This window comes from uncultured Bradyrhizobium sp. (assembly GCF_964252615.1).
Taxonomy (GTDB): domain Bacteria; phylum Pseudomonadota; class Alphaproteobacteria; order Rhizobiales; family Xanthobacteraceae; genus Bradyrhizobium.
The window spans coordinates 44,304-68,827 of the sequence record NZ_CAXUNQ010000011.1 but is presented as its reverse complement, the minus strand read 5'-3'; the positions used below and the strand labels follow the sequence as shown (position 1 = coordinate 68,827).

At 62.8% G+C, this 24,524-nt stretch carries 26 protein-coding genes; 13 read left to right on the top strand and 13 right to left on the bottom strand.

Annotation, left to right across the window (positions count from 1 at the left end; genetic code table 11):
• Positions 1–41: 41 nt before the first annotated feature.
• From ureC to urtA, 9 genes are all read right to left on the bottom strand, one after another.
• Positions 42–1,757, bottom strand: a complete 1,716-nt coding sequence (ureC, locus tag ACFE72_RS08970; protein ID WP_375412733.1) for an urease subunit alpha — start codon at positions 1,755–1,757, stop codon at positions 42–44.
• Positions 1,757–2,062 carry an urease subunit beta gene (locus tag ACFE72_RS08965; RefSeq protein WP_375412732.1) on the bottom strand — a complete coding sequence of 102 codons (306 nt, stop codon included), beginning with the start codon at positions 2,060–2,062 and terminating at the stop codon, positions 1,757–1,759. Before ACFE72_RS08965 ends, ureC begins: the two co-directional genes overlap by 1 nt.
• 130 nt (positions 2,063–2,192) lie before the next feature.
• Positions 2,193–2,495, bottom strand: coding sequence for an urease subunit gamma (locus tag ACFE72_RS08960; RefSeq protein ID WP_375412731.1), 303 nt, complete (start codon positions 2,493–2,495; stop codon positions 2,193–2,195).
• Positions 2,496–2,519: 24 nt separating this feature from the next.
• A complete protein-coding gene (locus ACFE72_RS08955; protein WP_375412730.1) occupies positions 2,520–3,341 on the bottom strand; it encodes an urease accessory protein UreD in 822 nt (273 codons plus the stop codon).
• A 121-nt stretch (positions 3,342–3,462) separates the two neighbouring features.
• The gene (gene urtE / locus ACFE72_RS08950; RefSeq protein WP_375412729.1) at positions 3,463–4,158 is read right to left on the bottom strand and encodes an urea ABC transporter ATP-binding subunit UrtE; all 696 of its coding nucleotides are present in this window, start codon (positions 4,156–4,158) and stop codon (positions 3,463–3,465) included.
• A gap of 79 nt (positions 4,159–4,237) precedes the next feature.
• Positions 4,238–4,999 (bottom strand): urea ABC transporter ATP-binding protein UrtD, encoded by a 762-nt coding sequence (gene urtD / locus ACFE72_RS08945; RefSeq protein WP_375412728.1) that lies wholly within the window; start codon positions 4,997–4,999, stop codon positions 4,238–4,240.
• A 4-nt stretch (positions 5,000–5,003) separates the two neighbouring features.
• A complete protein-coding gene (gene urtC / locus ACFE72_RS08940) occupies positions 5,004–6,173 on the bottom strand; it encodes an urea ABC transporter permease subunit UrtC (RefSeq protein WP_375412727.1) in 1,170 nt (389 codons plus the stop codon).
• A 196-nt stretch (positions 6,174–6,369) separates the two neighbouring features.
• Positions 6,370–7,983, bottom strand: a complete 1,614-nt coding sequence (urtB, locus tag ACFE72_RS08935) for an urea ABC transporter permease subunit UrtB (protein WP_375412726.1) — start codon at positions 7,981–7,983, stop codon at positions 6,370–6,372.
• A 151-nt stretch (positions 7,984–8,134) separates the two neighbouring features.
• On the bottom strand, positions 8,135–9,457 hold the full coding sequence (urtA, locus tag ACFE72_RS08930) for an urea ABC transporter substrate-binding protein (protein WP_375412725.1): 1,323 nt from the start codon (positions 9,455–9,457) through the stop codon (positions 8,135–8,137).
• 498 nt (positions 9,458–9,955) lie between these two features.
• Between urtA and ACFE72_RS08925 the strand changes: the two genes are divergently transcribed.
• From ACFE72_RS08925 to ACFE72_RS08915, 3 genes are all read left to right on the top strand, one after another.
• Entirely contained in the window at positions 9,956–11,446 is a 1,491-nt protein-coding gene (locus tag ACFE72_RS08925; RefSeq protein ID WP_375412724.1) for a DEAD/DEAH box helicase, read from the top strand.
• A 24-nt stretch (positions 11,447–11,470) separates the two neighbouring features.
• On the top strand, positions 11,471–11,752 hold the full coding sequence (gene infA / locus ACFE72_RS08920) for a translation initiation factor IF-1 (RefSeq protein ID WP_143575210.1): 282 nt from the start codon (positions 11,471–11,473) through the stop codon (positions 11,750–11,752).
• Positions 11,753–12,020: 268 nt separating this feature from the next.
• Complete coding sequence (locus tag ACFE72_RS08915; RefSeq protein WP_011474122.1) at positions 12,021–12,233, top strand: cold-shock protein; 213 nt, start codon at positions 12,021–12,023, stop codon at positions 12,231–12,233.
• Between the two features lie 122 nt (positions 12,234–12,355).
• Here the strand turns inward: ACFE72_RS08915 and ACFE72_RS08910 are convergent, their stop codons facing one another.
• The 4 genes from ACFE72_RS08910 to ACFE72_RS08895 all read right to left on the bottom strand — a co-directional run bounded on the left by ACFE72_RS08910 (position 12,356) and on the right by ACFE72_RS08895 (position 15,151).
• Complete coding sequence (locus ACFE72_RS08910; protein ID WP_375412723.1) at positions 12,356–12,967, bottom strand: TadE/TadG family type IV pilus assembly protein; 612 nt, start codon at positions 12,965–12,967, stop codon at positions 12,356–12,358.
• A gap of 17 nt (positions 12,968–12,984) precedes the next feature.
• Complete coding sequence (locus tag ACFE72_RS08905; protein WP_375412722.1) at positions 12,985–13,527, bottom strand: TadE/TadG family type IV pilus assembly protein; 543 nt, start codon at positions 13,525–13,527, stop codon at positions 12,985–12,987.
• A 165-nt stretch (positions 13,528–13,692) separates the two neighbouring features.
• Entirely contained in the window at positions 13,693–14,193 is a 501-nt protein-coding gene (locus ACFE72_RS08900) for a pilus assembly protein N-terminal domain-containing protein (protein WP_375412721.1), read from the bottom strand.
• A 130-nt stretch (positions 14,194–14,323) separates the two neighbouring features.
• Entirely contained in the window at positions 14,324–15,151 is an 828-nt protein-coding gene (locus ACFE72_RS08895; RefSeq protein ID WP_375412720.1) for a sterol desaturase family protein, read from the bottom strand.
• A 289-nt stretch (positions 15,152–15,440) separates the two neighbouring features.
• Here ACFE72_RS08895 and ACFE72_RS08890 point away from each other — a divergent pair, with 289 nt between their 5' ends.
• From ACFE72_RS08890 to ACFE72_RS08845, 10 genes are all read left to right on the top strand, one after another.
• Entirely contained in the window at positions 15,441–15,605 is a 165-nt protein-coding gene (locus ACFE72_RS08890) for a Flp family type IVb pilin (protein ID WP_375412719.1), read from the top strand.
• A gap of 73 nt (positions 15,606–15,678) precedes the next feature.
• Positions 15,679–15,822, top strand: a complete 144-nt coding sequence (locus ACFE72_RS08885; protein ID WP_375412718.1) for a hypothetical protein — start codon at positions 15,679–15,681, stop codon at positions 15,820–15,822.
• Positions 15,823–15,909: 87 nt separating this feature from the next.
• Positions 15,910–16,434 carry a prepilin peptidase gene (locus tag ACFE72_RS08880; RefSeq protein ID WP_375412717.1) on the top strand — a complete coding sequence of 175 codons (525 nt, stop codon included), beginning with the start codon at positions 15,910–15,912 and terminating at the stop codon, positions 16,432–16,434.
• A gap of 128 nt (positions 16,435–16,562) precedes the next feature.
• Entirely contained in the window at positions 16,563–17,351 is a 789-nt protein-coding gene (gene cpaB / locus ACFE72_RS08875; protein WP_375412716.1) for a Flp pilus assembly protein CpaB, read from the top strand.
• Positions 17,352–17,365: 14 nt separating this feature from the next.
• Positions 17,366–18,847, top strand: coding sequence for a type II and III secretion system protein family protein (locus tag ACFE72_RS08870; RefSeq protein WP_375412715.1), 1,482 nt, complete (start codon positions 17,366–17,368; stop codon positions 18,845–18,847).
• A gap of 20 nt (positions 18,848–18,867) precedes the next feature.
• A complete protein-coding gene (locus ACFE72_RS08865) occupies positions 18,868–19,611 on the top strand; it encodes a CpaD family pilus assembly protein (protein WP_375412714.1) in 744 nt (247 codons plus the stop codon).
• Entirely contained in the window at positions 19,608–20,876 is a 1,269-nt protein-coding gene (locus ACFE72_RS08860) for a CpaE family protein (protein WP_375412713.1), read from the top strand. The genes ACFE72_RS08865 and ACFE72_RS08860 overlap by 4 nt, the downstream gene beginning before the upstream one ends.
• Positions 20,877–20,897: 21 nt before the next feature.
• The gene (locus ACFE72_RS08855; protein ID WP_375412712.1) at positions 20,898–22,355 is read left to right on the top strand and encodes a CpaF family protein; all 1,458 of its coding nucleotides are present in this window, start codon (positions 20,898–20,900) and stop codon (positions 22,353–22,355) included.
• Between the two features lie 11 nt (positions 22,356–22,366).
• The gene (locus ACFE72_RS08850; RefSeq protein ID WP_375412711.1) at positions 22,367–23,341 is read left to right on the top strand and encodes a type II secretion system F family protein; all 975 of its coding nucleotides are present in this window, start codon (positions 22,367–22,369) and stop codon (positions 23,339–23,341) included.
• A 9-nt stretch (positions 23,342–23,350) separates the two neighbouring features.
• Positions 23,351–24,325, top strand: coding sequence for a type II secretion system F family protein (locus ACFE72_RS08845; protein ID WP_375412710.1), 975 nt, complete (start codon positions 23,351–23,353; stop codon positions 24,323–24,325).
• Positions 24,326–24,524: the final 199 nt, after the last annotated feature.

The window sequence follows — 24,524 nt, the reverse complement described above, 5'->3', positions numbered from 1 at the left end:
CGCGAAGAGCGGCCCGCTGCGCGGCGCCCGGAAGCGCACACTCAAAACATGAAATACCGCTGCGCCATCGGCAGCACCTCGGCGGGCGCGCAGGTCAGCAATTCGCCGTCGGCGCGGACTTCGTAGGTTTCGGGATCGACCTCGATGTCGGGCGTTGCATCGTTGTGGATCATGCTCTTCTTGGAGATTTTGCCGCGAGTGTTCTGTACCGCATACAGCGTCTTCTCGATGCCGAGTTTTTTCGCCAGCCCCGAGGTAACAGCCGCCTTTGAGGTAAACACTACGGAGGACGCGGTCAGCGATTTGCCGAAGGCCGCGAACATCGGCCGGTAATGCACCGGCTGCGGCGTCGGGATCGACGCGTTCGGGTCGCCCATTGGCGCCGCCACGATGGAGCCGCCCTTGATGATGCAATCCGGCTTGACGCCGAAGAAGGCGGGCGACCACAGCACGAGGTCGGCAAGCTTGCCCTTTTCCACCGAACCGATCAGCTTCGAGACGCCATGGGCGATCGCGGGGTTGATGGTGTATTTCGCGATGTAGCGCTTGACGCGGAAATTATCGTTAGCACCGCCCTTGTCCTGGGCAAGCTGCCCGCGCTGCTTCTTCATCTTGTCGGCGGTCTGCCAGGTGCGGATGATGACCTCGCCCAGCCGGCCCATGGCCTGCGAGTCCGACGACATCATCGACAGCGCGCCGAGATCGTGCAGGATGTCTTCCGCAGCAATCGTTTCCTTGCGGATGCGGCTTTCCGCAAACGCCAGATCTTCGGCGATCGACGGATCGAGATGGTGGCACACCATCAGCATGTCGAGATGCTCGTCGATGGTGTTTCGCGTGAACGGCCGGGTCGGGTTGGTCGACGACGGCAGCACGTTCTTCAATCCGGCGATCTTGATGATGTCGGGGGCATGGCCGCCGCCGGCGCCTTCGGTATGGAAGGCGTGGATGGTGCGGCCCTTGAAGGCCTTGACGGTGTCCTCGACAAAGCCGGATTCGTTCAGCGTGTCGGAATGGATCATGACCTGCACGTCGTAATCGTCGGCGACCGACAGGCAGTTGTCGATCGCCGCCGGCGTGGTGCCCCAGTCTTCGTGCAATTTCAGCGCGCAGGCGCCGGCCTTGATCATTTCCTCAAGCGCGGCCGGGCGCGATGCATTGCCCTTGCCGGAAATGCCGAGATTGACCGGAAACGCATCGAATGACTGGATCATGCGTCCCATGTGCCACGGGCCGGGCGTGCAGGTGGTCGCGAAGGTGCCGTGCGACGGGCCGGTGCCGCCGCCGAGCATCGAGGTGACGCCGCTCATCAGCGCGTGCTCGATCTGCTGCGGGCAGATGAAATGAATGTGGCTGTCGAACCCGCCGGCGGTGAGGATCTTGCCCTCGCCGGCGATCACGTCCGTGCCGGGGCCGATGATGATCGTTACTCCGGGCTGGATGTCGGGATTGCCGGCCTTGCCGATGGCGCTGATAAGACCATCCTTGATGGCGACGTCGGCCTTGACGATACCCCAGGTATCCAGGATCAGCGCATTGGTGATCACGGTGTCGGCGGCGCCCTGCTTGTTGGTCACCTGGCTTTGCCCCATGCCGTCGCGGATAACCTTGCCGCCGCCGAATTTCACTTCCTCGCCATAGGTCGTGAAATCCTTTTCCACCTCGATGATCAGGTCGGTATCGGCCAGCCGCACCCGGTCGCCGGTGGTGGGTCCGAACATGTCGGCATAGACGGAGCGTTTGATTTTCACGGCCATCAGAGCTTTCCCATCACGTCGCCGCGGAAGCCATAGACCGCCCTTTTGCCGGCCAGCGCCACCAGTTGCACATCGCGCGTCTGCCCCGGCTCGAACCGCACAGCGGTGCCGGCGGCGATGTCGAGCCGCATGCCGCGCGCTTTCCTGCGGTCAAACCTCAGCGCCGGATTGGTTTCGGAGAAATGATAGTGCGAGCCGACCTGGATCGGACGATCGCCGGTATTGGCCACGGTCAAGGTCACGGTCTTGCGACCGGCATTGAGTTCGATCTCGCCGTCCTTGATGAAGAGTTCACCGGGAATCATGCATGCCTCGCCAGTTTCGGCACCATGGCCAGGCTTGTCCCGGCCATCCACGTCTTGCCTTGCGTCCGAAAGAAAGACGCGGATGCCCGGCACGAGCCCGGGCATGACGAACTTGAATGTCCAGTCAATGTCACCGGATCGGCTCGTGCACCGTCACCAGCTTGGTGCCGTCCGGAAATGTCGCTTCCACCTGGATATCGTGAATCATCTCGGCGATGCCGTCCATGCACTGCGCGCGGGTGAGGACCTCGGCGCCTGTTTTCATCAGTTCGGCGACAGTGCGGCCGTCCCGCGCACCTTCGACGATGAAATCCGAAATGATCGCGATCGCTTCGGGGTGGTTGAGCTTGACGCCGCGCTCCAGCCGCCGCCGCGCCACCATCGCCGCCATCGAGATCAGAAGCTTGTCCTTTTCGCGGGGGGAGAGATTCATGTAACCACTCTGTCGTCGCCGGACCTAATTAAGCCACAGCCGCGGCAGCGCCGGACCGCCGGCACGGCCGAGCACCGCCACCATGTCGGCGCGGAGTTTTGCCGCATCTTGGGCACAGAAACGTGCCATTGCAAAGCCGTTCCAGCAGGACACGCCAACCTCGCCGCCGAACGATTCCGAGGCCTCGCGAATTCGCCTCACCACCGCCTCATCGCCGGGCAGGATCAGCGCGGTTCCGATGGCGACCCCGCCTTTTGCGATGGCGGGTCGGCCAAGCTTCTCACCGATGTCGCCGTCGAGCCGCACGGTTTCCGCGAACACCAGCCGGCCGCCGCGCCTTACGCGCCAGCGATCGATAAAGCTCCCGGCCAGCATCTTCTCGCCCATCGCGGCGCGGCCGAACACCACGATTTCGCACAATAGCAGCGACGCGCTTCGTGCCAGATCGATGTCGATCTTGCGCGATACCCGCGCCTGGTCAAACAGGATGGTTTCCTGCGGCAGCCAGACCAGATGGGAATCCGCCGCTGCGCGAAGCGCGATAGCGAGCTGCGCCGCGGGTCCGTGGGAGCGATAGATTTTCTCCGCCGCGGCCGTCGTCACCGTAAGGCGCGCGCCGTCGCCGACCGAGATGTCGAACTCAAAACGATCGCCGCCCGCAATACCGCCGGCGGTGTTGACGAATACCGCCGAAAGCCCCTCGGCTTCCGGCGACGGAAACCGCACCCGCAACGAACCGGATTCGTGCAGCCGCCTCCGGCGCGTGACGCCATCGGCCGACGCCACATCGAACGCCACCGCGCCGACCGCACGGTTGGCCGCAAAAACCTCCGTGGCCGTTGTCATCTTGGTCCTTCCGTTCATCATTCCGAGCGCGAAGCGCGAATCCGGAATCCACGACCGCTGCACTATTATAATGGATTCCGGACAGCCGCTGCGCGGCTTCCGGAACGACGGCGGTGTATTGCTACAGCGCCATCTGGCGGCTGATCTCGCCGGGATCGAGCGTGGAGCGGTCGCAGGCATATTTAACGACGCCGCGGTCCATTACCGCGAAGTTGTCGCCAAGCTCGCAGGCAAAGTCGAGATATTGTTCGACCAGCACGATCGCCATGGTGCCGAGGCTGCGCAGGTAGGAGATCGCCCGGCCGATGTCCTTGATGATCGACGGCTGGATGCCCTCGGTCGGCTCATCGAGCAGCAGCAGTTTTGGCCGCATCACCAGCGCACGGCCGATGGCGAGCTGCTGTTGCTGGCCGCCGGAGAGGTCGCCGCCGCGACGGCCGAGCATCGATTGCAGCACCGGAAATAGCGAGAACACGTCGTCGGGAATATTGCGGTCGTGGCGCTTCAGCGGGCCGAATCCGGTCTTGAGATTTTCCTCGACCGTCAGCAGCGGAAAAATCTCCCGGCCCTGCGGCACGAAGCCGATGCCGCGCCGCGCCCGCTCATAGGGCCGCAGATGCGAAATATCGGTGCCGTCGAAGGTGATCAAGCCCGAGGCGATGGGATATTGGCCGACCATGGCGCGCAGCAGGCTGGTCTTGCCGACGCCGTTGCGGCCGAGCACGCAGGTCACCTTGCCGCGCTCGGCGGCAATCGAGACGCCGCGCAGCGCCTGCGCCGCGCCGTAATAGAGGCTGATGTTGTCTACATTGAGCATGTCGCACGTCCTCGTGAGGGCGGGCAGTCAATGGCGAGCAGCGAATGGTTGGACAAAAATTCGCGATTCGGCACTCGCCCTACCTTCCCAGATATACTTCGATCACCCGATCGTTCGACGATACTTCGTCGATGGATCCCTCCGCCAGCACCGTGCCTTCGTGCAGGCACGTCACCTTGACGCCAAGCTCGCGCACGAAGGTCATGTCGTGCTCGACCACCATGATGGTCTTGTCCTTGTTGATTTCCTTGAGCAGTTCGGCGGTCTGATGGGTTTCGACGTCGGTCATGCCGGCGACGGGCTCGTCGACCAGCAGCAATTTCGGATCCTGCGCCAGCAACATGCCGATCTCGAGCCATTGTTTCTGGCCGTGGGAAAGGCTTCCAGCCAGCCGATGACGGGCATCGGTCAGGCGAATGGTTTCCAGCACGCGCTCGATGCGCTCGGATTCGGCTTTGGTTTCGCGCCAGAACAGCGTACCCCGCACCCGATGGTCGACGTTGAGCGCCAGCAGCAGATTGTCCTCGATGGTCTGGCTTTCGAACACCGTCGGCTTCTGGAATTTCCGCCCGATGCCGAGTTCGGCGATCCGCGTCTCATCGAGCCGGGTGAGATCGGTGGTGCCGTCGAACAGCACGTCGCCTTCGTCGGGCTTGGTCTTGCCGGTGATGATGTCCATCATCGTGGTCTTGCCGGCGCCGTTGGGACCGATGATGGCGCGCATCTCGCCGGGAGCGAGCGTCAGCGACAGATTGTTGATGGCGTGAAAACCATCGAACGAGACGTGCACGCCGTCGAGATACAGCATCGCGGAAGTGGCACGGGTGTCCATGACGTTCATGCGCTCACTCCGCCGGGTTCGGTTCGCCGATGCCGTCTTCGAGCGTCGCGCTCTCGGCGGCTGCGGAAATGCGCTGCACCTTGTAGGGCTCCCACCAGGCGTTGAAAGTGCCGATAATGCCCTTCGGCAACAGCAGCGTGACCAGGATGAACAGCGCTCCCAGCATGAACAGCCAGTACGGCGCCAGCGGACCCGACGTGAATACCGTCTTGGCGTAGTTGACGACCACGGCGCCCAATGCCGCGCCGGTCAGCGTGCCGCGGCCGCCGACCGCGACCCAGATTACCGCCTCGATGGAATTTCCGGGCGCGAACTCGCCGGGATTGATGATGCCGACCTGCGGTACGTAGAGCGCGCCGGCGACGCCGGCCATGCAGGCCGACAGCGTAAATACGAACAGCTTGTAGGATTCGACGCGGTAGCCGAGAAACCGGGTGCGCGATTCGGCGTCGCGCACCGCGATCAGCACCTTGCCGAGTTTGGAGGTCACCACAGCGCGGCAGATCAGGAATCCGACGATCAGCGCCATGCAACTCAGCGCGAACAGCGCGTCGCGGGTGCCGTCGGCCTGCACGTTGAAGCCGAGAATGTCCTTGAAGTCGGTCAGACCGTTATTGCCGCCGAAGCCGAAATCGTTGCGGAAGAATCCCAGCAGCAGCGCATAGGTCATTGCCTGCGTAATGATCGACAGATAGACGCCCGTGACCCGGGAGCGAAACGCCAGCCAGCCGAAGCAGAAGGCCAGCACTCCCGGCACCACAATCACCATCAGCGCCGCGAACCAGAACATATCAAAACCGTGCCAGTACCACGGCAGCTTCGGATAGTTCAGGAACACCATGAAGTCCGGCAGCAGGGGATTGCCATAGACGCCGCGGCTGCCGATCTGGCGCATCAGATACATGCCCATCGCATAGCCGCCGAGCGCGAAGAAGGCGCCGTGGCCGAGCGAGAGAATGCCGCAATAGCCCCAGATCAGGTCGATCGACAGCGCCAGGATGGCGTAGCAGACATATTTGCCGAACAGCGCCACCAGATAGGTCGGGACCTGAAACATCGAGCCTACAGGCAACAGCAGGTTGGATAGCGGCAACAGCACGCCGGCCGCGGCGACGATCAGGATGAAGACGGTGGCGCTGCGGTCCAGCGAGCGCGTGAGGATGTGCGGGGTCATGGGCGCACTTCCGGGTCATGGCGCGCGGGCGCCACATTCTCCGCCGTCGTCCCCGCGCAGGCTGGGACCCATAACCCCCGTCCCCTGTGGCGCGGAAAGTATCGCCGCATGCGGCACGAACGTGCCAGACCAAGCTCATCGGTGGTTATGGGTCCCCGCCTGCGCGGGGACGACGGGGAGTATGATCCGACCATCGTCATGCTTCCACCGAGCGCCCCTTGAGCGCGAACAGGCCGCGCGGGCGTTTCTGGATGAACAGGATGATAAGAACGAGAATGGCGATCTTGCCGAGCACGGCGCCGGCGACCGGCTCGAGGAACTTGTTGGCGATGCCCAGCGTGAATGCGCCCACCAGCGTGCCCCACAGATTACCCACGCCGCCGAACACCACCACCATGAAGCTGTCGATGATGTAGCTCTGGCCGAGGTTGGGACTGACATTGTCGATCTGCGACAGCGCTACCCCGGCAATGCCCGCGATGCCGGAGCCGAGGCCGAAGGTCAACGCATCGACGCGCGAGGTCGCAATTCCCATCGACGCCGCCATCCGCCGGTTTTGCGTCACCGCGCGCATCTCGAGCCCGAGGCTGGTGTAGCGCAGCATGGCCAGCAGGATTGCGAACACCGCCAACGTAAAGCACAGAATCCAGAGCCGGTTATAGGTGATGGTGATCTGCCCGATCTCGAACGCGCCGCTCATCCAGGAAGGATTGCCGACCTCGCGATTGGTGGGTCCGAACATGGTACGCACCGCCTGCTGGAGAACCAGCGACAGGCCCCAGGTGGCCAGCAGGGTTTCCAGCGGACGGCCATAGAGGAATCGGATGATGCTGCGTTCGATCAGGATGCCTATCGAGCCCGCCACGATGAAAGCCAGTGGCACCGCCATCAGCAGCGAAACGTCGAACAGCCCGGGATAGCGGGTTCGGATGGTTTCCTGCACCACGAACGTGACGTAGGCCCCGATCATCACCATCTCGCCATGGGCCATGTTGATCACGCCCATCACGCCGAAGGTGATGGCAAGGCCGATCGCCGCCAGCAGCAGAACCGAACCGAGCGAAATTCCGTACCAGGCGTTTTGCACGGTGGACCACAGCGCAAGATTGTTCTGGATCGCCGACGTCGCGGCGGCCGCGGCGCGCGCGACCGTCAGGGGCTGGTCGCCGGACAGCCCGGTCAGCAGCGCCAGCGCCTCCTGATCGCCCCGCGTTTTGATGACTGCGATGGACTCCAGCTTTTCGGCCTCCGTCGCATCGGGCTTGAACAGCAGGATCGCCGCGCGCGCCTCGGTAAAGGCCAGCTTCGCGGCCTTGCTGGTTTCCTTTGCCAGCGCGCCATCGATGATCGGCAGCATCGTCTCGTCGTGGGTCTTGAACACCGATTGCGCGGCCTGGACCCGCTTGGCCGGCTCCGGCGACAGCAGCGTCAATCCCCCCAGCGCCGCCTCGACGACGCGGCGCAGCCTGTTGTTGAGACGCACGGCGCCTGCGCCGTCCGGCACACCGGCGACGGTGGCGCCGGTGGCGGCCTCGATGATCTTGCCGTCGGATTGCTTGACGAAAACCTTTTTGCTTGCCGGATCAGCTATCAAGCGGCCGTCCTGCAGCGCGCTGATGATGGGATAGGCCAGCGGATTGCCGGACGTGGCCACCGCGCCGGTCGCTTCGGCGGTGTCGGAAAATGAGTCGTTGGCGAAGAGCGCGACCGCATCCTCGAACGGACCCGCCAGCGCCGGGACGGCCGAGACGGCAATCAGCAGGATGGCGAATGCGAACGCGCGGAAGCGTTCAGAGAATCTGGTGAGCACTGATGCGACCCCGGCAGAGGTAGAGAGAAGGCGGCGAACATCGCCGCCTTTAGATGTTGCAGGCCGTCAGTGCGAGAAGCGAAGCGACGAAGGATCCAGTCTTGCTTTGCTGCTCTGGATTGCTTCGCTTGGCTCGCAATGACGCTTCAGATCAGGAACCCTGGCCGCCGCACTTCTCGGTCTTGGTGTTGTAGTTGCCGCACTTCTTGCCGACCCAGTCGCCGATCAGGTCCTTGGAGCCGTCGAGCTCCTTCGACCATGCATCGCCGGCCACCAGGCCAGGGGTCTTCCACACCACATCGAACTGGCCGTCGGCCTTGATTTCGCCGATGAACACCGGCTTGGTGATGTGATGGTTCGGAAGCATCTTCGAGGTGCCGCCGGTCAGGTTCTTGGCCTCGATGCCGGGCAGCGCGTCGATCACCTTGTCGGCGTCGACCGACTTGGCCTTCTCTACCGCCTTGACCCACATCTCGAAGCCGATCACATGCGCTTCCATCGGATCGTTGGTGACGCGCTTCGGGTTCTTGGTGTAGGCCTGCCAGGCCTTGATGAACTTGTCGTTCTCCGGCGTCTTGATCGACTGGAAGTAGTTCCAGGCGGCGAGATGGCCGAGCAGCGGCTTGGTGTCGATGCCGGCGAGTTCTTCCTCACCCACCGAGAATGCGACCACCGGGATGTCGGTCGCCTTGATGCCCTGGTTGCCGAGCTCCTTGTAGAACGGAACGTTGGCGTCGCCGTTGATGGTGGAAACCACCGCGGTCTTTTTGCCGGCCGAGCCGAACTTCTTGATGTCAGCCACGATCGTCTGCCAGTCGGAATGACCGAACGGGGTGTAGTTGATCATGATGTCTTCCTGCGCGACGCCCTTCGACTTCAGGTAGGCCTCGAGGATCTTGTTGGTGGTGCGCGGATAGACGTAGTCGGTACCCGCCAGCACCCAGCGCTTCACCTTTTCTTCCTTGGCGAGATAGTCGACCGCGGGGATCGCTTGCTGGTTGGGCGCCGCACCGGTGTAGAACACGTTGCGCTCGCTCTCTTCGCCCTCATACTGCACGGGATAGAACAGGATCGAGTTCAATTCCTTGAACACGGGCAGCACGGATTTGCGCGACACCGACGTCCAGCAGCCGAACACCACCGAAACCTTGTCCTTGGTGATCAGTTCACGCGCCTTTTCCGCAAACAGCGGCCAGTTCGACGCCGGGTCGACCACGACCGCCTCAAGCTTCTTGCCGAGAACACCGCCCTTCTTGTTCTGCTCGTCGATCAGGAACAGCACCGTGTCCTTCAGCGTGGTTTCGCTGATGGCCATGGTGCCCGAGAGCGAGTGCAGGACGCCGACCTTGATGGTATCGTCAGCCGCTTTTGCGGTTGCGAACGTGGCCAAGCCCAAAACCAGGCCGGCAGTTGCCGCCAGCCAACGGCGCCGGCTCATCGGTTTCGCTATGGCATAAGTCAAATTGTTGATCATGTGCTGTCATCTCCCTGACGCAGACGTAAAGACGCTGCGAAACGGCCCCACGGCCGCCTGCGTTAACGGAATCGCAAGAAGCGTGCCACGGTCCACGAAGGGAGTAAGCGCATGGATTCTCTCAAGAATCCAGAACGGGACCGGCATTTTGGCTGGCGGGTGCCTAAATTTTAGACTATAAAAATGATTGCCGCATCGTCAGGTGCCTATTTACAGGTCAATAGAAACAATTTGTCTAAACTTTTGGCAGGCTCAGAAACCAGATCGCAGCAACTACCCCAGCTTTTCATAATTCACCTTGAAAGCGCCGCGTTCGTGTTCCATATCAGCGCTACGACCTTGAGAATCATCAGGTCATTGCGAGCCGCGTGTTCTGAGCCCGTCCAACGGTTTCTGGCTTGCCCCTTCAGCTAACCAAAACCGACGCCCCAAACACGCGGGTGTCTCAGACACTCGCGCGCGCTCCTGGCTGAACCCGCCGGGCGCCTGCTTTCACATATGGAAAGAACCAGACTTTTGACCTCCTTTCAGGACTTCGGCCTCGCCGATCCAATTTCGCGTGCGCTCAAGGAAGAGAACTACCTCACGCCCACCCCTATCCAAGTCCAAACCATCCCGTTAGCCCTTACCGGCCGTGACGTCGTCGGTATCGCCCAGACCGGCACCGGCAAGACCGCGGCCTTTGCCCTCCCCCTCCTGCACCGCATCCTCGAGAACCGCATCAGGCCGCAGCCGAAAGCCTGCCGCGTGCTGGTGCTGAGCCCGACGCGCGAGCTGTCTGGGCAGATCCTCGAAAGCTTTAACGCCTATGGCCGCCACATGCGGCTGACGTCGGCGCTGGCGATCGGCGGCGTGCCGATGGGACGCCAGGTCCGTTCCGTCATGCAGGGCGTCGAGGTGATGGTCGCCACGCCCGGCCGCCTGCTCGATCTCGTGCAGAGCAACGGTCTTAAACTGGGTCAGGTCGAGTTTCTCGTGCTCGATGAAGCCGATCGCATGCTCGACATGGGCTTCATCAACGACATCCGGAAGATCGTATCGAAGCTCCCGGTCAAGCGGCAGACGCTGTTCTTCTCGGCGACGATGCCAAAGGATATCGCCGAACTCGCCGAACAGATGCTGCGCGATCCGGCGCGCGTGGCGGTGACGCCGGTGGCGTCCACGGTCGAGCGCATCACCCAGCGCATCATTCAGGTCGACCATTCGGCCAAGCCCGCATTGCTGGCGCAGATCCTGAAGCAGGAGCAGGTCAACCGCGCGCTGATCTTTACCCGCACCAAGCATGGCGCCGACAAGGTGGTGAAGGGTCTCGAACGCGCTGGCATCACCTCCGACGCCATTCACGGCAACAAGTCACAGAACCACCGCGAGCGCGTGCTCGCCGCATTCCGCACCGGCGAAATCCGCACGCTGGTGGCCACCGACATTGCCGCCCGCGGCATCGATGTCGAGGGCATCAGCCATGTGGTGAATTTCGACCTTCCGAATGTTCCGGAGACTTATGTCCACCGCATCGGCCGCACCGCGCGCGCCGGCGCGGACGGCGTCGCCATCTCGCTGGTCGCCGGAGAGGAGAACGCCTACTTGCGCGACATCGAGAAACTGATCCGCATTACGCTGCCGAAGGAAGACCGGCGCACGCCGGGTCATCGCGAGACGGCGCCGGCGCCATCGCAGCATCGCGGCGCCCGATCCGCGCCGCACGGCCGCGGTGGCCGAACCAGTGAAGCGGCGCCCGGCGCCAACGGGCCTCGCCGCCGCCGTCCGGGGGGACACGGCGCCGCACCGCAAGCCAGCCGCCACGAGCCGCCGCGTCCGCATGGCGGCAAGGCCCACGGCGGCACTGCGCAACCCGCAAGGACTCAACCCGCCAAGACCCAGAGTGCCAAGACCCTGACTGCCAAGGCCGAAGGGATGCAGGGCGTCGCCTTTTTGCATCGCGAAAGCCGTCCGAATACCCAACCCAACCGCACCCACCGGCCACGCTAATCGGCGATCGATCTGGAGAACACCATGGCTAAAGAAGAGCTGATCCAGTTCGAAGGACTGGTCACCGAAATCCTTCCCGATGCGCGCTACCGCGTGCAGCTCGATGCCGGACATGAAATCGTCGCCTATACCGCAGGCAAGATGAAAAAGAACCGCATCAAGACACTCGCGGGCGACCGGGTGACGATCGAAATGTCGCCTTACGATCTGGAGAAGGGCCGTCTGATCTTCCGTCACAAGGACGAGCGGCCGGGCGGCGGCGCCCCGCGCGGTGCACCGCCGCGCGGTCAATTCCGCCGCAGGTAGGCGAATTTTCCAACAATGCGAAGCCGCGTGACAAAATCATATCAGCGCCGGCTCCCCAACCCCAACGGGCACTATCAAAAATCGCGCCCGTCAGGATTGTTTTGGGGGTCGGCTTCGCATAATATGAGCCATCGATTTTCGGCCGGACGACATTAGCTATCCACCGGTACAGCCGGTTTAGACGCTGACGACCCTTCCAAAAATTCGATCTCACCAGCCCATCGCAAGTGGGCTTCGACTATATCTATCTTGAGAAGGGACTACCCCCGTGAGCATGGGAACCGTGAAGTGGTTTAACGCGACCAAGGGCTTTGGTTTCATTCAGCCGGATGACGGCGGCAACGACGTGTTCGTGCACATCAGCGCCGTCGAGCGGGCCGGACTTGGAACGCTACGTGAAGGCCAGAAGATCTCTTACGAGATCGTCGCAGATCGCCGTTCCGGCAAGTCTTCGGCCGACAATCTGCGCGCCGCCGGCTAGACAGGTCTCGTCCAAGCGCGCGCTTGCGGGATTTTGCCGGAGAAAAATGAAGGCCGCGCTCGCTGCGCGGCCTTTTTATTTGGGTGCAGCGGCGGCGGTCGACCGCAGCGGCGGCGTTGAATTCACAGCGTGGTGCAAACCGTCGTCTTGTACATGACGCAGTTGGATTGGCGCGGACGGGTATAGGTCAGGTCGCTTAAGGTGATGCCGGCCTTAGCCATCACATAGCCGACCGCCGGCACGTATTTGTAGCTGACCTCGCTCCAGATCAGATAAGTCCCGCCCACCGCGAGGGCTGCGGGAATCGCTATGATGTCGCTTGGCAGATGGCTCGACGATCCCAGCACGACGGAGCCCGACGAGTTGATGGTCGATGCCTTGCTCCACTGCACCCTGGCTTTAAGCGTCGAGGGATCGACGTACAGTTCGGTGATCGTCGATTGGGTCGGCGTCGCCGAATACGGCGTCAGTATCCCCGCGCTTGCCGCAAAGAAGTTGCTGAGATCGGCATCGGTCACCGTCGTCGATTGCGACGTGAGGTCGGAAAGCGTCCGCGCCACCAGCGTCACCTTGCGGTCGACGGCCACGCCGGATGAAAATTCGACGACCCCGAAAAACATCGTCAGCATCAACGGGACGATCATGACGAACTCGGTCGCCGCCACGCCGCGGCAGTCGTTCGGCAGAGCGGCGGCGGAACGCCGCAGGCAAGACCATAGCTGTGATATCGGCATGGTGCTGTCGTTCGCCTCTAGTAAGGCTCGTTACGGAACGCGGCCGTCGCGGTCAGCAATCGCTTGCTGCCGGATAAATTCGAGATGTTGTAGCCGAGGCCGGTCACGAACAACGGCCATTGATAGAACAGCCGTACAACCACGATATCGCCGGGACCGCCCGCGTTGTAATTGTTGGGCGGCACGAAATTCTTGCCGGAATCGATCGGGTCGCTGATCGAGACGCCGCTAAAGCCCGGATAGCTCTGCACGTCGATCGAGAGTCCGTTGACGCAATCGAACAGCACGGTGATCTTGCCGCATACATAGGTCTTGAATTGGCCCTGGCTGTAGCCGGCGCTTTGCGCCTGGCCGGTCATGATCATCCGCGCGGAATCCTGCGTCACCGTCTCGAGAACCTGGCCTGCGAAAAATACAATGGCGGTTTCGATGATCGCGAACAGCAGCGCGAAAAATACCGGCGCCACCAGCGCGAACTCGACGGCGGCCGATCCGCGCCGGTTGCGGCGGAAGCGGCGCAACGTTCTTCTGACGACGGCTGAAGGCGCGGGCGATGACATCGATCCATCCTCGGCGGGAAACAAACAATTATTACCCGAAACTGATTGTCGAAGTGTTTCGTGGAATCGCGGCGGAATGCACCGCTCTGTTGACCGCGCATTAACCTTTTTCGGCAAGGCGTCCTGAGCACGAATCGAGGCGGGCCCCGCCGGGCCGAATAATCGTCACTGCGGCTTGGACGCGGCCGCGCCCGCGGCCTGACCGCTCAGCGCGCCGGCCTGGTCGAGCACGCCTTTGAGGAATTTCTCGCTGTCGCCCAGCGTGATGCGCGGCTGGCAGATCGGCATGCAGCTGTATGACTCGCGCTCGACTCCGCGGTAGACGGTGACGATCGGGTCGGCCGCGCTTTCGACCATGATGATGCGGTCGACCAACACCTCGCCGTTGCGGTCCATCGCGACGAAATTGGTCGCGCCGTAGCTCTTGCCGGTCACGATGATGATGCCGCCGGGCTGCAGGGTGATGTCCGCGATCAGCGGGTTTCCGACGATGATGGTTGCGGCGCGCTCGGGCAGCCTGACGAGCTTGGCCTGATCGATATGGACCGGGATGGGGGTACCGGAACCGGCGGCAAAAGCGCTTGCCGGAACCAGCAGGATTCCGATCGCCAACGACCGGAACAGGAAATACGCGCGCAAGGCGATGCGCAAGGAACGGACCGACATACTGTACCCCGGGGCATGAACAAGCCGGCAAAAGCGATACGCAGCGGAGCCGGCGCCCGACATGGCAAATCTGACGTTAATTGATGAATGAACTGCAAACGGGCCGGAGAAAGGCCCGCCGCCTTCTGGCCTATTGCCGGAACGGATAGGCCAGTTGGCCGCCGATTTCGGACGGAATGGCCTGATCGTGCACGCCGTAATTGTCGGGAAGCGCGCCTTCCGGCATCCGGAACGTTCCGAACAGCAGATCCCAGACCGGAAACGTCCCGGCAAAATTGGTGTTGCCGCCTTCGTCCAGCGAGGTGTGGTGCCAGCGGTGGAACACCGGGGTCGCCAGCACATATTTGAACGGACCGAGCGTCCAGTTCAGGTTGGCGTGAACGAACGCCGAATGGAAGGTCGTGAACGGCCCGACCCACAGCATGATGTTCGGCGAGATACCGGCCATCAACAGGATGACGTCCACCGCCACCGTTCCCAGAAAAAGGTTTACGGGGTGAAACCGCGCCGCCGAAATCCAGTCCAGATCCTCGGACGAATGATGGATGGCGTGATACTTCCAGAATTCCCCCCCGTGATACATCCGGTGCAGCCAATAGAGCATGAAGTCGGACAGGATCAGGAAAATCGCGGCCTGGATCCACAGCGGCAGCTCGGACAAGGGGCCGTGTCCATTGTCGTAAAACGCGATCAGCTCGTCGGCGTCATGGATCTTGAAAACCGCGGCGGCGCCGACCACCAGCAGCCCGATCCGCACCACGCGCGTGATCAAGGGTACGAAGAACCAGTAACAGACGTCGGTCACGATCTCGCGCTTGCGCCACCACGGCGCTCCCGGATTGCAGGCCCAGAAATAGGACAGCAGGGAAAACACCAGCGCCAGCACGCCGGTGATCGGCACCACCTTGGCAATCGTCTGGCCGAACATCTCGACTATTTCGAGGGGTAAACTGGACATTCGCGGCCTCACCTGATCAGGGCCCCAGAGTTACCCGCTCGCGCTTAAGGACCGGTGAACCTGGCCGGTGAACCCCGCTTTATAATAAAGGCAGGCCGCGTCGCGTTTTACGCGACTCCTTAAAACTAAATTTACTGTGCTTAAGAAGAGCCGGTTTGAGCCGGTTTTACACAATCGAATTAACTGCGCTGCAATTCTCCGATTCTAGGGTGGCACCATGGTCACGGTGCTGAGAACGCCGGCGAGACCAACCTTAAGTTCGAAGCCACGTGTACACATGGAGTTACCTATGAAGAACCTTATTGCGCGTTTCGTAAAGGATGAGTCCGGCGCCACCGCCATCGAATACGGACTGATCGCAGCCGGCATTTCACTCGCAATCATCGCGATCGTGAACGGCCTCGGCACCAACCTGAACACCAAGTTTACGGCGATCAACACGTCGCTGAAGTAAGCGGCTCCTTACAGCATCAAGGGCTTCGGCGATCCCGGGGCCTTTTTTGTTGGCTGGCTTTGTTGCTGCCGATATGAGCAAAATTCCGACCCGCGCTGCCGCGCGCGCGCGCAGCCTGCCGCAAGACGATCGGGGCAGCGCAGCCGCCCGGATCGTCTGCACGGCGCTGGGCCTGGCGGTACTCATGCTGGCCGTCCGGATCGCCGCGATCTGGTGACGCGCGCGCGTTTCCCGATTGTTCACATCTGCCGGCTAGACTCTGGAAGGCACCTTTCCGAACTCGTGCCTGCACGGCCAACGCCCCATGATCCTCGACGTCGCGCGCCTTTTGCTGTTTCCGGCCCTGATGGCGTTCGCCGCCGCAAGCGATCTTTTCACCATGACAATCTCCAACCGGGTGTCGCTCGCCCTGCTCGGCGGCTTCCTCGGCCTTGCCGTGTTGAGCGGCATGGGACTGCACGACATTCTCTCCCATGCCGGCGCCGGCGCCGCCGTTCTCACGGTGGCGTTCGCCTGTTTTGCGCTGGGCTGGATCGGCGGCGGCGACGCCAAGGTTGCAGCCGGGGCCGCGCTCTGGTTCGGCTTTGGCCACCTGCTTGACTATCTGGTCTATGCTTCGCTGTTCGGCGGCGCGCTCACCCTGCTGCTGCTGCAGTTCCGTCAATGGCCGCTGCCCTGTTCGCTCGGCGGGCAGGCCTGGCTGCTCAAGCTGCATGCCAAGGAAAGCGGCATCCCCTATGGTATCGCGCTCGCCATCGGCGCGCTGATGATCTATCCCGAAACCGACTGGATCAAGGCGGTCGACCTCACGCGCTTCGCGGTCCATTGATCGTTCGCGCGAAACTTCTCGTTAACGCGATTTAGATACGCCTCATTAACCATGCTTTGACGAATAGCTGGTCAACTCCCATCACGGCGGCGGAAGCGTCGCAGCGTAATGTGGAAAGTTGAAAGCGTATGAATACCGCACGCATTGTCGTCCTGACCATCGCTGTCGGTGCCGGCGGCGTTGCCGCATATCTTGCAGCCGGCTCCGATCCCCAGGCACCGGCACAGCCGACCATTCAACTGCAGACCGTGGACGTGCTGGTCGCGAAGAACGACATCGGCCTCGGCCAGTCCGTCACCGCCGAGGATGTACAATGGCAGACTTGGCCGGCCACGACCGCTAGCAGCAATTTCATCCGCCGCACCGAGCGTCCCGAGGGGATCAAGGACGTGATGGGCTCGATCGCCCGCGCGCCCTTCCTCACCGGCGAGCCGATCCGCGAGCCGAAGCTGGTCAAGGCCAATGGCTCCGGCTTCATGGCCGCGATGCTGCCGGCCGGCATGCGCGCCATCTCCACCGAAATTTCGCCGGAAACCGGCGCCGGCGGTTTTATCCTCCCGAACGACCGGGTCGACGTCATTCTCTCGAAGCGCGACAAGAATCCGGACCAAAGGGGGGCGCCGGATATCGTCACCTCGGAAATCATCCTCACCAATATTCGCGTCCTCGCCATCGATCAGGCGCCGAAGGAAAAGGACGGCCAGAACAGCGTGATCGGCAAGACCGTCACGCTCGAACTGAAGCCGGAACAATCGGAAACGCTGGCGCGCGCCCGCCAGAGCGGCACGCTGTCGCTCGCACTGCGCAGCATCGCCGATCTCAACGCGCCGGAGAAGAACGTCGAGGCCGTCAAGCGCGGCGACAACGTCAATGTCGTTCGCTACGGCGTTCCGAGCCAGACAACGACACCGAAGTGACAAGGACGCATGATATGAAGCGCAGGGGAAATCAGCGATCGATGCGGGCGGTGATGGCCCGCGCCCTGTCGTTCTCGGCGATCACGGCGTTTACGATCAATCCCGTCCTCACCCCGGCGGCGGCCGCCGATTACCGAACCGCCGCGCCGGTTGCCGCCGAGGGGCAGATGAATGCCCGCTTTCTTGCGCTCGGCGTCGGCAAATCGATCGTGATCGACCTGCCGCGCGACATCAAGGACGTCCTGGTCGCCGATCCGAAAATCGCCAATGCGGTGGTGCGAACGGCGCAGCGCGCCTACATCATCGGCGCCACGGTCGGCCAGACCAACATCGTCTTCTTCGACGCCGCGGGCCAGCAGATCGCCGCCTACGACATCGCGGTCAAGCGTGACCTCAACGGCATCCGCGCCGCGATGCGGCAGATCCTGCCCAACGCGGATATCCAGATCGAAGGCGTGAACGACGGCGTCGTGCTGTCCGGCTCGGTATCCAGTCCGGTCGAGGTGCAGCAGGCCGGCGACCTCGCCGCGCGGCTGGTCGGCGGCATCGAAAAGGTCGTCAACAGCATCGCGATACGGGGCCGCGACCAGGTGATGCTGAAAGTCACCGTCGCGGAGGTGGCGCGCACCATCATTAAGCAATTGGGCATCGATCTCACCGCCAACCTGAACTACGGCACCGCGGTCGTGAATTTCAGCAACGCCAATCCGTTTACGGCCTATGGCCGCACGCTGACCGGCAACGCGCTGACTTCCGCCATCGGCACGTCGACGGTCGGGGGCATTCAGGTCCCGTCGGTGCAAGCCACCATCCGCGCGATGGAAAGCGCCGGCGTGGTGCGGACGCTGGCGGAACCCAATCTCACGGCGATCTCCGGCGAGTCAGCGACCTTCATCGCGGGCGGGGAATTTCCAGTCCCCGCCGGGTATTCCTGCGACCCCGTCACGCATGTCTGCACCACCCAGATCAGCTTCAAGAAGTTCGGCATTTCGCTCAACTTCACGCCGGTGGTACTGAGCGAAGGCCGCATCAGCCTGCGGGTGATGACCGAGGTTTCCGAACTCTCGAACGAAAACGCCATTACCCTGACCCAAGCGGTCGGCAACTCGCTGACGGTGCCTTCGATCAGGACCCGCCGCGCCGAAACGACGCTGGAAATTCCATCGGGCGGCGCGATGGCGATGGCGGGCCTCATTCAGGAGCAGACCAAGCAGGCGATCAACGGGCTGCCCGGCCTCGCGCAATTGCCGGTTCTCGGTTCGTTGTTCCGGAGCCGGGACTACGTCAACAGCCAGACCGAACTGATGGTGCTGGTGACGCCCTATATCGTCCGGGCGGTGGCGCAGAAGGATCTATCCCGTCCCGATGACGGGTTTGCGGATGCGTCGGACCCGCAAGCGGATCTGCTCGGCAGCATCAACCGCATCTACGGGGTGCCGGGCCGCGTCGAACCGGCCAGGAATTACCGCGGCACCTACGGCTTTATCACCGACTGAGGCGGGCGAGGACTCAAACGATGACCACAAGATCACCCGCCGTCCGTAATCGCACCCTCCGCCTGGGGGGCGCGCTGATCGGTCTGTCGATGACGCTGGGCGCATGCACCCATACCGACGAAGTGGTGGCAACCGCGAGCGTCGTCCCGAACGATTATCGCCAGCGTCATCCGATCGCGATCCAGGAAGCCAACCGTTCGATCGATATCTTCGTCGGCAATTCGCGGGGCGGCCTTTCGGCTTCGCAGCGGACCGATGTGATGGGGCTGGCGCAAACCTGGCTCCGCGAAGGCACCGGCGCGATCAATGCCGACGTGCCGACCGGTACGCCGAATGCGCGCGCCGCCGCCGATACATTCCGCGAGGTTCGCGCAATGCTTGCCGCGGCCGGCGTGCCTCCGCGCGGGATCATCGTGCGCAACTATCATCCGGACGATCCGCGCCAGCTTTCGACGATCCGACTGAACTACGCGAAGATCGCGGCGGTGGCCGGCCCCTGCGGGCTGTGGCCGGAGGATCTCGGGCCTTCGGTCAATAACCCCAGCTATTTGGAAAACAAGCCCTACTACAATTTCGGCTGCGCCTATCAGCGCAACATGGCGGCGATGGTCGACAATCCGTCCGATCTCGTGCAGCCGCGGTCCGAAACGCCGCCTTATACGCAACGGCGCGTCAACGCTTACGAAAAATACAAGAGGGGCACGCCGACCACGACGACCTATCCGGAAACCGACAAGGCCAAACTCAGCGATACAGGCAAATGATCAGCTACGCGCGTCAAAATCCCGAACAACAGCCGGCGGTCACGCCGGCGGCGGCCGACGATCACATCGCGCCGGCGCCGCGCGTGTCGGTGCAGGCTTTTTGCGACACGGTGGAAACCGCCGCGGCCGTGCAATCGGCTGGCGAAGACCGCCGCCTCGGCAAGGCCCATCTCAAGATTCAGATGGGCGGCATGGCGGCTGCGACCGAGGCCTACCGCACCGCGCCCACGCCGAACGTCATCATCCTGGAAACCGAGGGCCGCAGCGATATTCTTGCCGGGCTCGATCAACTCGCCACGGTCTGCGACGCCGGAACGCGCGTCGTCGTCATCGGCCGCGTCAACGACGTCACGCTGTATCGTGAGCTGGTACGCCGTGGCGTCAGCGACTACGTCATCGCGCCGGTCAACACCCTGGACGTGGTGCGCTCGATCTGCGGCCTGTTTTCGGCGCCGGAAGCCAAGGCGGTCGGCCGCATCATCGCCATCGTCGGCGCCAAGGGCGGCGTCGGCGCATCCACCGTCGCCCACAACGTCGCCTGGGCGATTGCGCGCGACCTGGCGCTGGATTCCGTGGTCGCCGACCTCGACCTCGCATTCGGCACCGCCGGGCTCGACTACAATCAGGATCCGCCGCAGGGCATCGCCGACGCGGTATTCTCGCCGGACCGCGTCGATACGGCCTTCGTCGACCGCCTGCTGTCGAAATGCACCGATCATCTCAGCCTGCTGGCGGCGCCGGCGACCCTGGAGCGGGTGTACGATTTCGGCGCCGAAGCCTTCGACTCGATCTTCGATACCCTGCGCACGACCATGCCCTGCATCGTGCTCGACGTTCCGCATCAATGGTCGGGATGGACCAGACGCGCGCTGGTCGGCGCCGACGACATCCTGATCGTCGCGACGCCCGACCTCGCCAATCTGCGCAACACCAAGAACATGTTCGACATGCTGAAATCCTCGCGACCGAACGACCGCAGCCCGCTGTATTGCCTCAACCAGGTGGGGGTGCCGAAGCGGCCGGAAATCAATTCCAGCGAGTTCGCCAAGGCGATCGAAAGCCAGCCGATCGCAACCATTCCGTTCGACCCGCAAATGTTCGGGTCGGCCGCCAATAACGGCCAGATGATCGCGGAAATCGCCGCCGGTCATCGCACCAGCGAGATGTTCCTTCAGATCGCGCAGCGGCTGACCGGCCGCGGCGAAACCAAGAAATCGCGCGGCTCGTTCCTGTCGCCGCTGCTCGACAAGCTGCGGAAGAAATAAGTCATCGCGTGGAGTGCCGTCGTGTTTGGTAAGCGTAGCGGAGCAGATACCGATAGCAGGGCGATGAAGCCCGCCGCCGCGCTGGAGCCGGCTTCCGGCGCTGCGGCTTCGCGCGATTCTTCGCTCGCGGTCTTGTCGCCGCCGCTGGCGCCGGCACGGTCGGCGCCGCCGCCTTCGATCGAAGCACGGCGCTCCGACAACTATTATCAGGTCAAGGCGACGATCTTCGGCGCGCTAATCGAAGCGATCGACCTCGCGCAGCTCGCCAAGCTCGACGGCGAATCCGCACGCGAGGAAATCCGCGATATCGTCAACGAGATCATCGCGATCAAGAACATCGTGATGTCGATCGCCGAGCAGGAGGAATTGCTCGACGATATCTGCAACGACGTTCTCGGCTACGGCCCGCTCGAGCCGCTGTTGTCGCGCGACGACATCTCCGACATCATGGTCAACGGCGCCGGCACGGTCTTCATCGAAGTCGCCGGCCGTATCCAGCGCACCGGTATCCGTTTCCGCGACAACCAGCAACTGCTGAACATCTGCCAGCGCATCGTCAGCCAGGTCGGCCGCCGCGTCGATGAATCCTCCCCTATCTGCGACGCCCGCCTGGCCGACGGTTCGCGCGTCAACGCTATCGTCCCGCCGCTGGCGATCGACGGACCCGCGCTCACCATCCGCAAGTTCAAGAAGGACAAGCTGACCCTCGATCAGCTTGTCAAATTCGGGGCGATCACGCCGGAAGGCGCGGAGATCCTGCAGATTATCGGGCGCTGCCGCGCCAACGTTCTGATTTCCGGCGGCACCGGCTCCGGCAAGACCACCTTGCTGAACTGCATGACCAACTATATCGACCACGACGAGCGGGTCATAACCTGCGAGGACGCTGCGGAACTGCAACTGCAGCAGCCGCACGTGGTGCGCCTGGAAACCCGCCCTCCCAACATCGAGGGCGAAGGCCAGGTCACGATGCGCGAACTGGTGCGCAACTGCCTGCGCATGCGCCCGGAGCGCATCATCGTCGGCGAAGTCCGCGGACCGGAAGCGTTCGACCTGCTGCAGGCCATGAATACCGGCCACGACGGATCGATGGGAACGTTGCACGCCAACAACCCCCGCGAGGCGTTGTCGCGCTGCGAATCGATGATCACGATGGGCGGTTTCTCGCTGCCCTCACGCACCATTCGCGAAATGATCTGCGCCTCGATCGACGTCATTATCCAGGCCGCCCGGCTGCGCGACGGCTCACGCCGCATCACCCACATCACCGAAGTGATGGGAATGGAAGGCGACACCATCATCACCCAGGACCTGTTTCTCTACGACATGATCGGCGAGGACGCCAACGGCAACATCATCGGCCGGCACCGCTCGACCGGTATCGGCCGGCCCCGGTTCTGGGACCGCGCGCGCTATTACGGCGAGGAAAAACGGCTGGCGGCCGCGATCGACGCTGCTGAGGTCATCGTGGAGGTCTAGGGACGACGGCCATGAACATGCAGACGCTCGCATTCGCCTTTTTGGGAGCCACCGCCGTCGGCGGGCTGGCCTGGGTCTTCCTTTATCCGCTGCTGTCCGGAGAAAGGAAGGCGGAAGCCCGCCGCGCCTCGGTTGCCCGATCCGAGCCTGTGGCGCGCCAGACCGACAAGGCGCAGCGCTCGCGCCGCGAACAGGTCGAAGGGTCCATGAAGGAGGTCGAGGCCCGCCGGCAGAAAGAAAAGAAAGTCTCGCTCGGTATTCGCCTCACCCAGGCCGGCCTGGACTGGACGCCGAAGAAATTCATGATCATCTCGGGCATTCTCGGGATGGCGTGCGCCGCCATCGCGCTGTTTTTCGGCGGCGGAATGATCGCCGCCCTCGGCCTTGCATTCGCCGCCGGATTCGGCCTGCCGCGCTGGATCCTCGGTTATCTCAAGAAACGCCGGGAAAAGAATTTCCTTAAAGCGCTGCCGGACGCCGTCGACGTCATCGTTCGCGGCATCAAGGCCGGTCTGCCGCTGTTCGAATCGATCAAGGTGGTTGCGGCCGACGCACCTGAGCCGCTCAAAAGCGAATTCATCGCGATCATCGAAACCCAGGCGATCGGCATGCCGCTCGGCGAGGCCTGTTCGCGCCTGTTCGAACGGATGCCGGTGCCGGAAGCCAACTTCTTCGGGATCGTGATCGCGATCCAGCAGAAATCCGGCGGCAACCTGTCCGAGGCGCTGGGCAACCTGTCCAAGGTGCTGCGCGACCGCAAGAAGATGGCCGAGAAGATTCAAGCCATGTCGATGGAAGCCAAGGCATCCGCCGGCATCATCGGCTCGCTGCCGCCGATCGTCATGCTGCTCGTGTACCTGTCGACCCCGGACTATATCTCGCTGCTGTGGACGCATCCGACCGGTCAGTTGATGCTGGCCGGCTGCGTGGTGTGGATGTCCTGCGGCATCTTCGTGATGAAGAAAATGATCAATTTCGATTTCTGACGGTGCCGCATGATTGAGTTCCTGGTCACAAAGCTTCACGACGCGCGGTTCATGACCATGCTGTTTGCCGCCATTGCCGCCAGCGCCACCGCGTACACGCTGATCATGCCGCTGTTCGCCGGCGAGGGCCTGGCCAAACGCATGAAGGCCGTCGCCAGCGAGCGCGAGCGGCTCCGGCAGCGGGAGCGCGATCGTCTTTCCAAGACTGAAAAGGTTTCGCTGCGTCAGGCGCCGAAGCAACTCGTCTCCAAGGTGGTGGAAGACTTCAACCTCGGAAAATGGGTGGCGCAGGAAGCCGCGCGCGACAAGCTGATCATGGCGGGCTATCGCGGGCACGCGCCCTACGTCACCTTTCTGTTCTTCCGCATGGTGACGCCGATCCTGTTTCTGGCGGGCTCGGTGCTCTATGTTTTCGTGATCTCCCACATGGAGAAATCGACGCCGGTAAAGATCGGCATGTGCATTGGCGCCGCCTATTTCGGCCTGCAGGCGCCGATGCTGTTCCTGAAGAACGCGATCTCGAAACGCCAGCTTTCGATCAAACGGGCTTTCCCGGATGCGCTCGATCTGCTGCTGATCTGCATCGAATCCGGCATGTCGATCGAAGTCGCGTTCCGCAAGGTCAGCGTCGAGATCGGGTCGCAGTCGGTGGCGCTGTCCGAAGAGTTCACCCTCACCACGGCCGAGCTGTCTTATCTGCAGGACCGCAAGGTCGCCTATGAGAACCTGGCCAAGCGCACCGGCCTGGAAGGCGTGAAATCAGTCTGTCTCGCCTTGCAGCAGTCGGAACGTTACGGCACGCCGCTGGGCCAGAGCCTGCGCGTGATGGCCCAGGAAAATCGCGACATGCGCATGAACGAAGCCGAGAAGAAGGCGGCAGCGCTGCCGCCGAAACTGACGGTGCCGATGATCCTGTTCTTCCTGCCGGTGCTGTTCGTGGTCATCCTCGGGCCGACCGGCATCAAGGTCGCCGCAATGCAGTAAGGCGCGAAGCCCCGGTTCGTCATGGCCGGGCTCGTCCCTACTGGATGCACACATCCCGTCATACGCGGGCTGGACCCGCGTATCCATCCATCTTCGGAAGAGTTGTTTCGAAGGGTTGGAGTCGCAAGCAACCGGAACCCCGGCTCTGCAGCGCACCGCTCCGCAAGGGCTGCGCGCTGCGCTGCGTCCGGGGAACGCG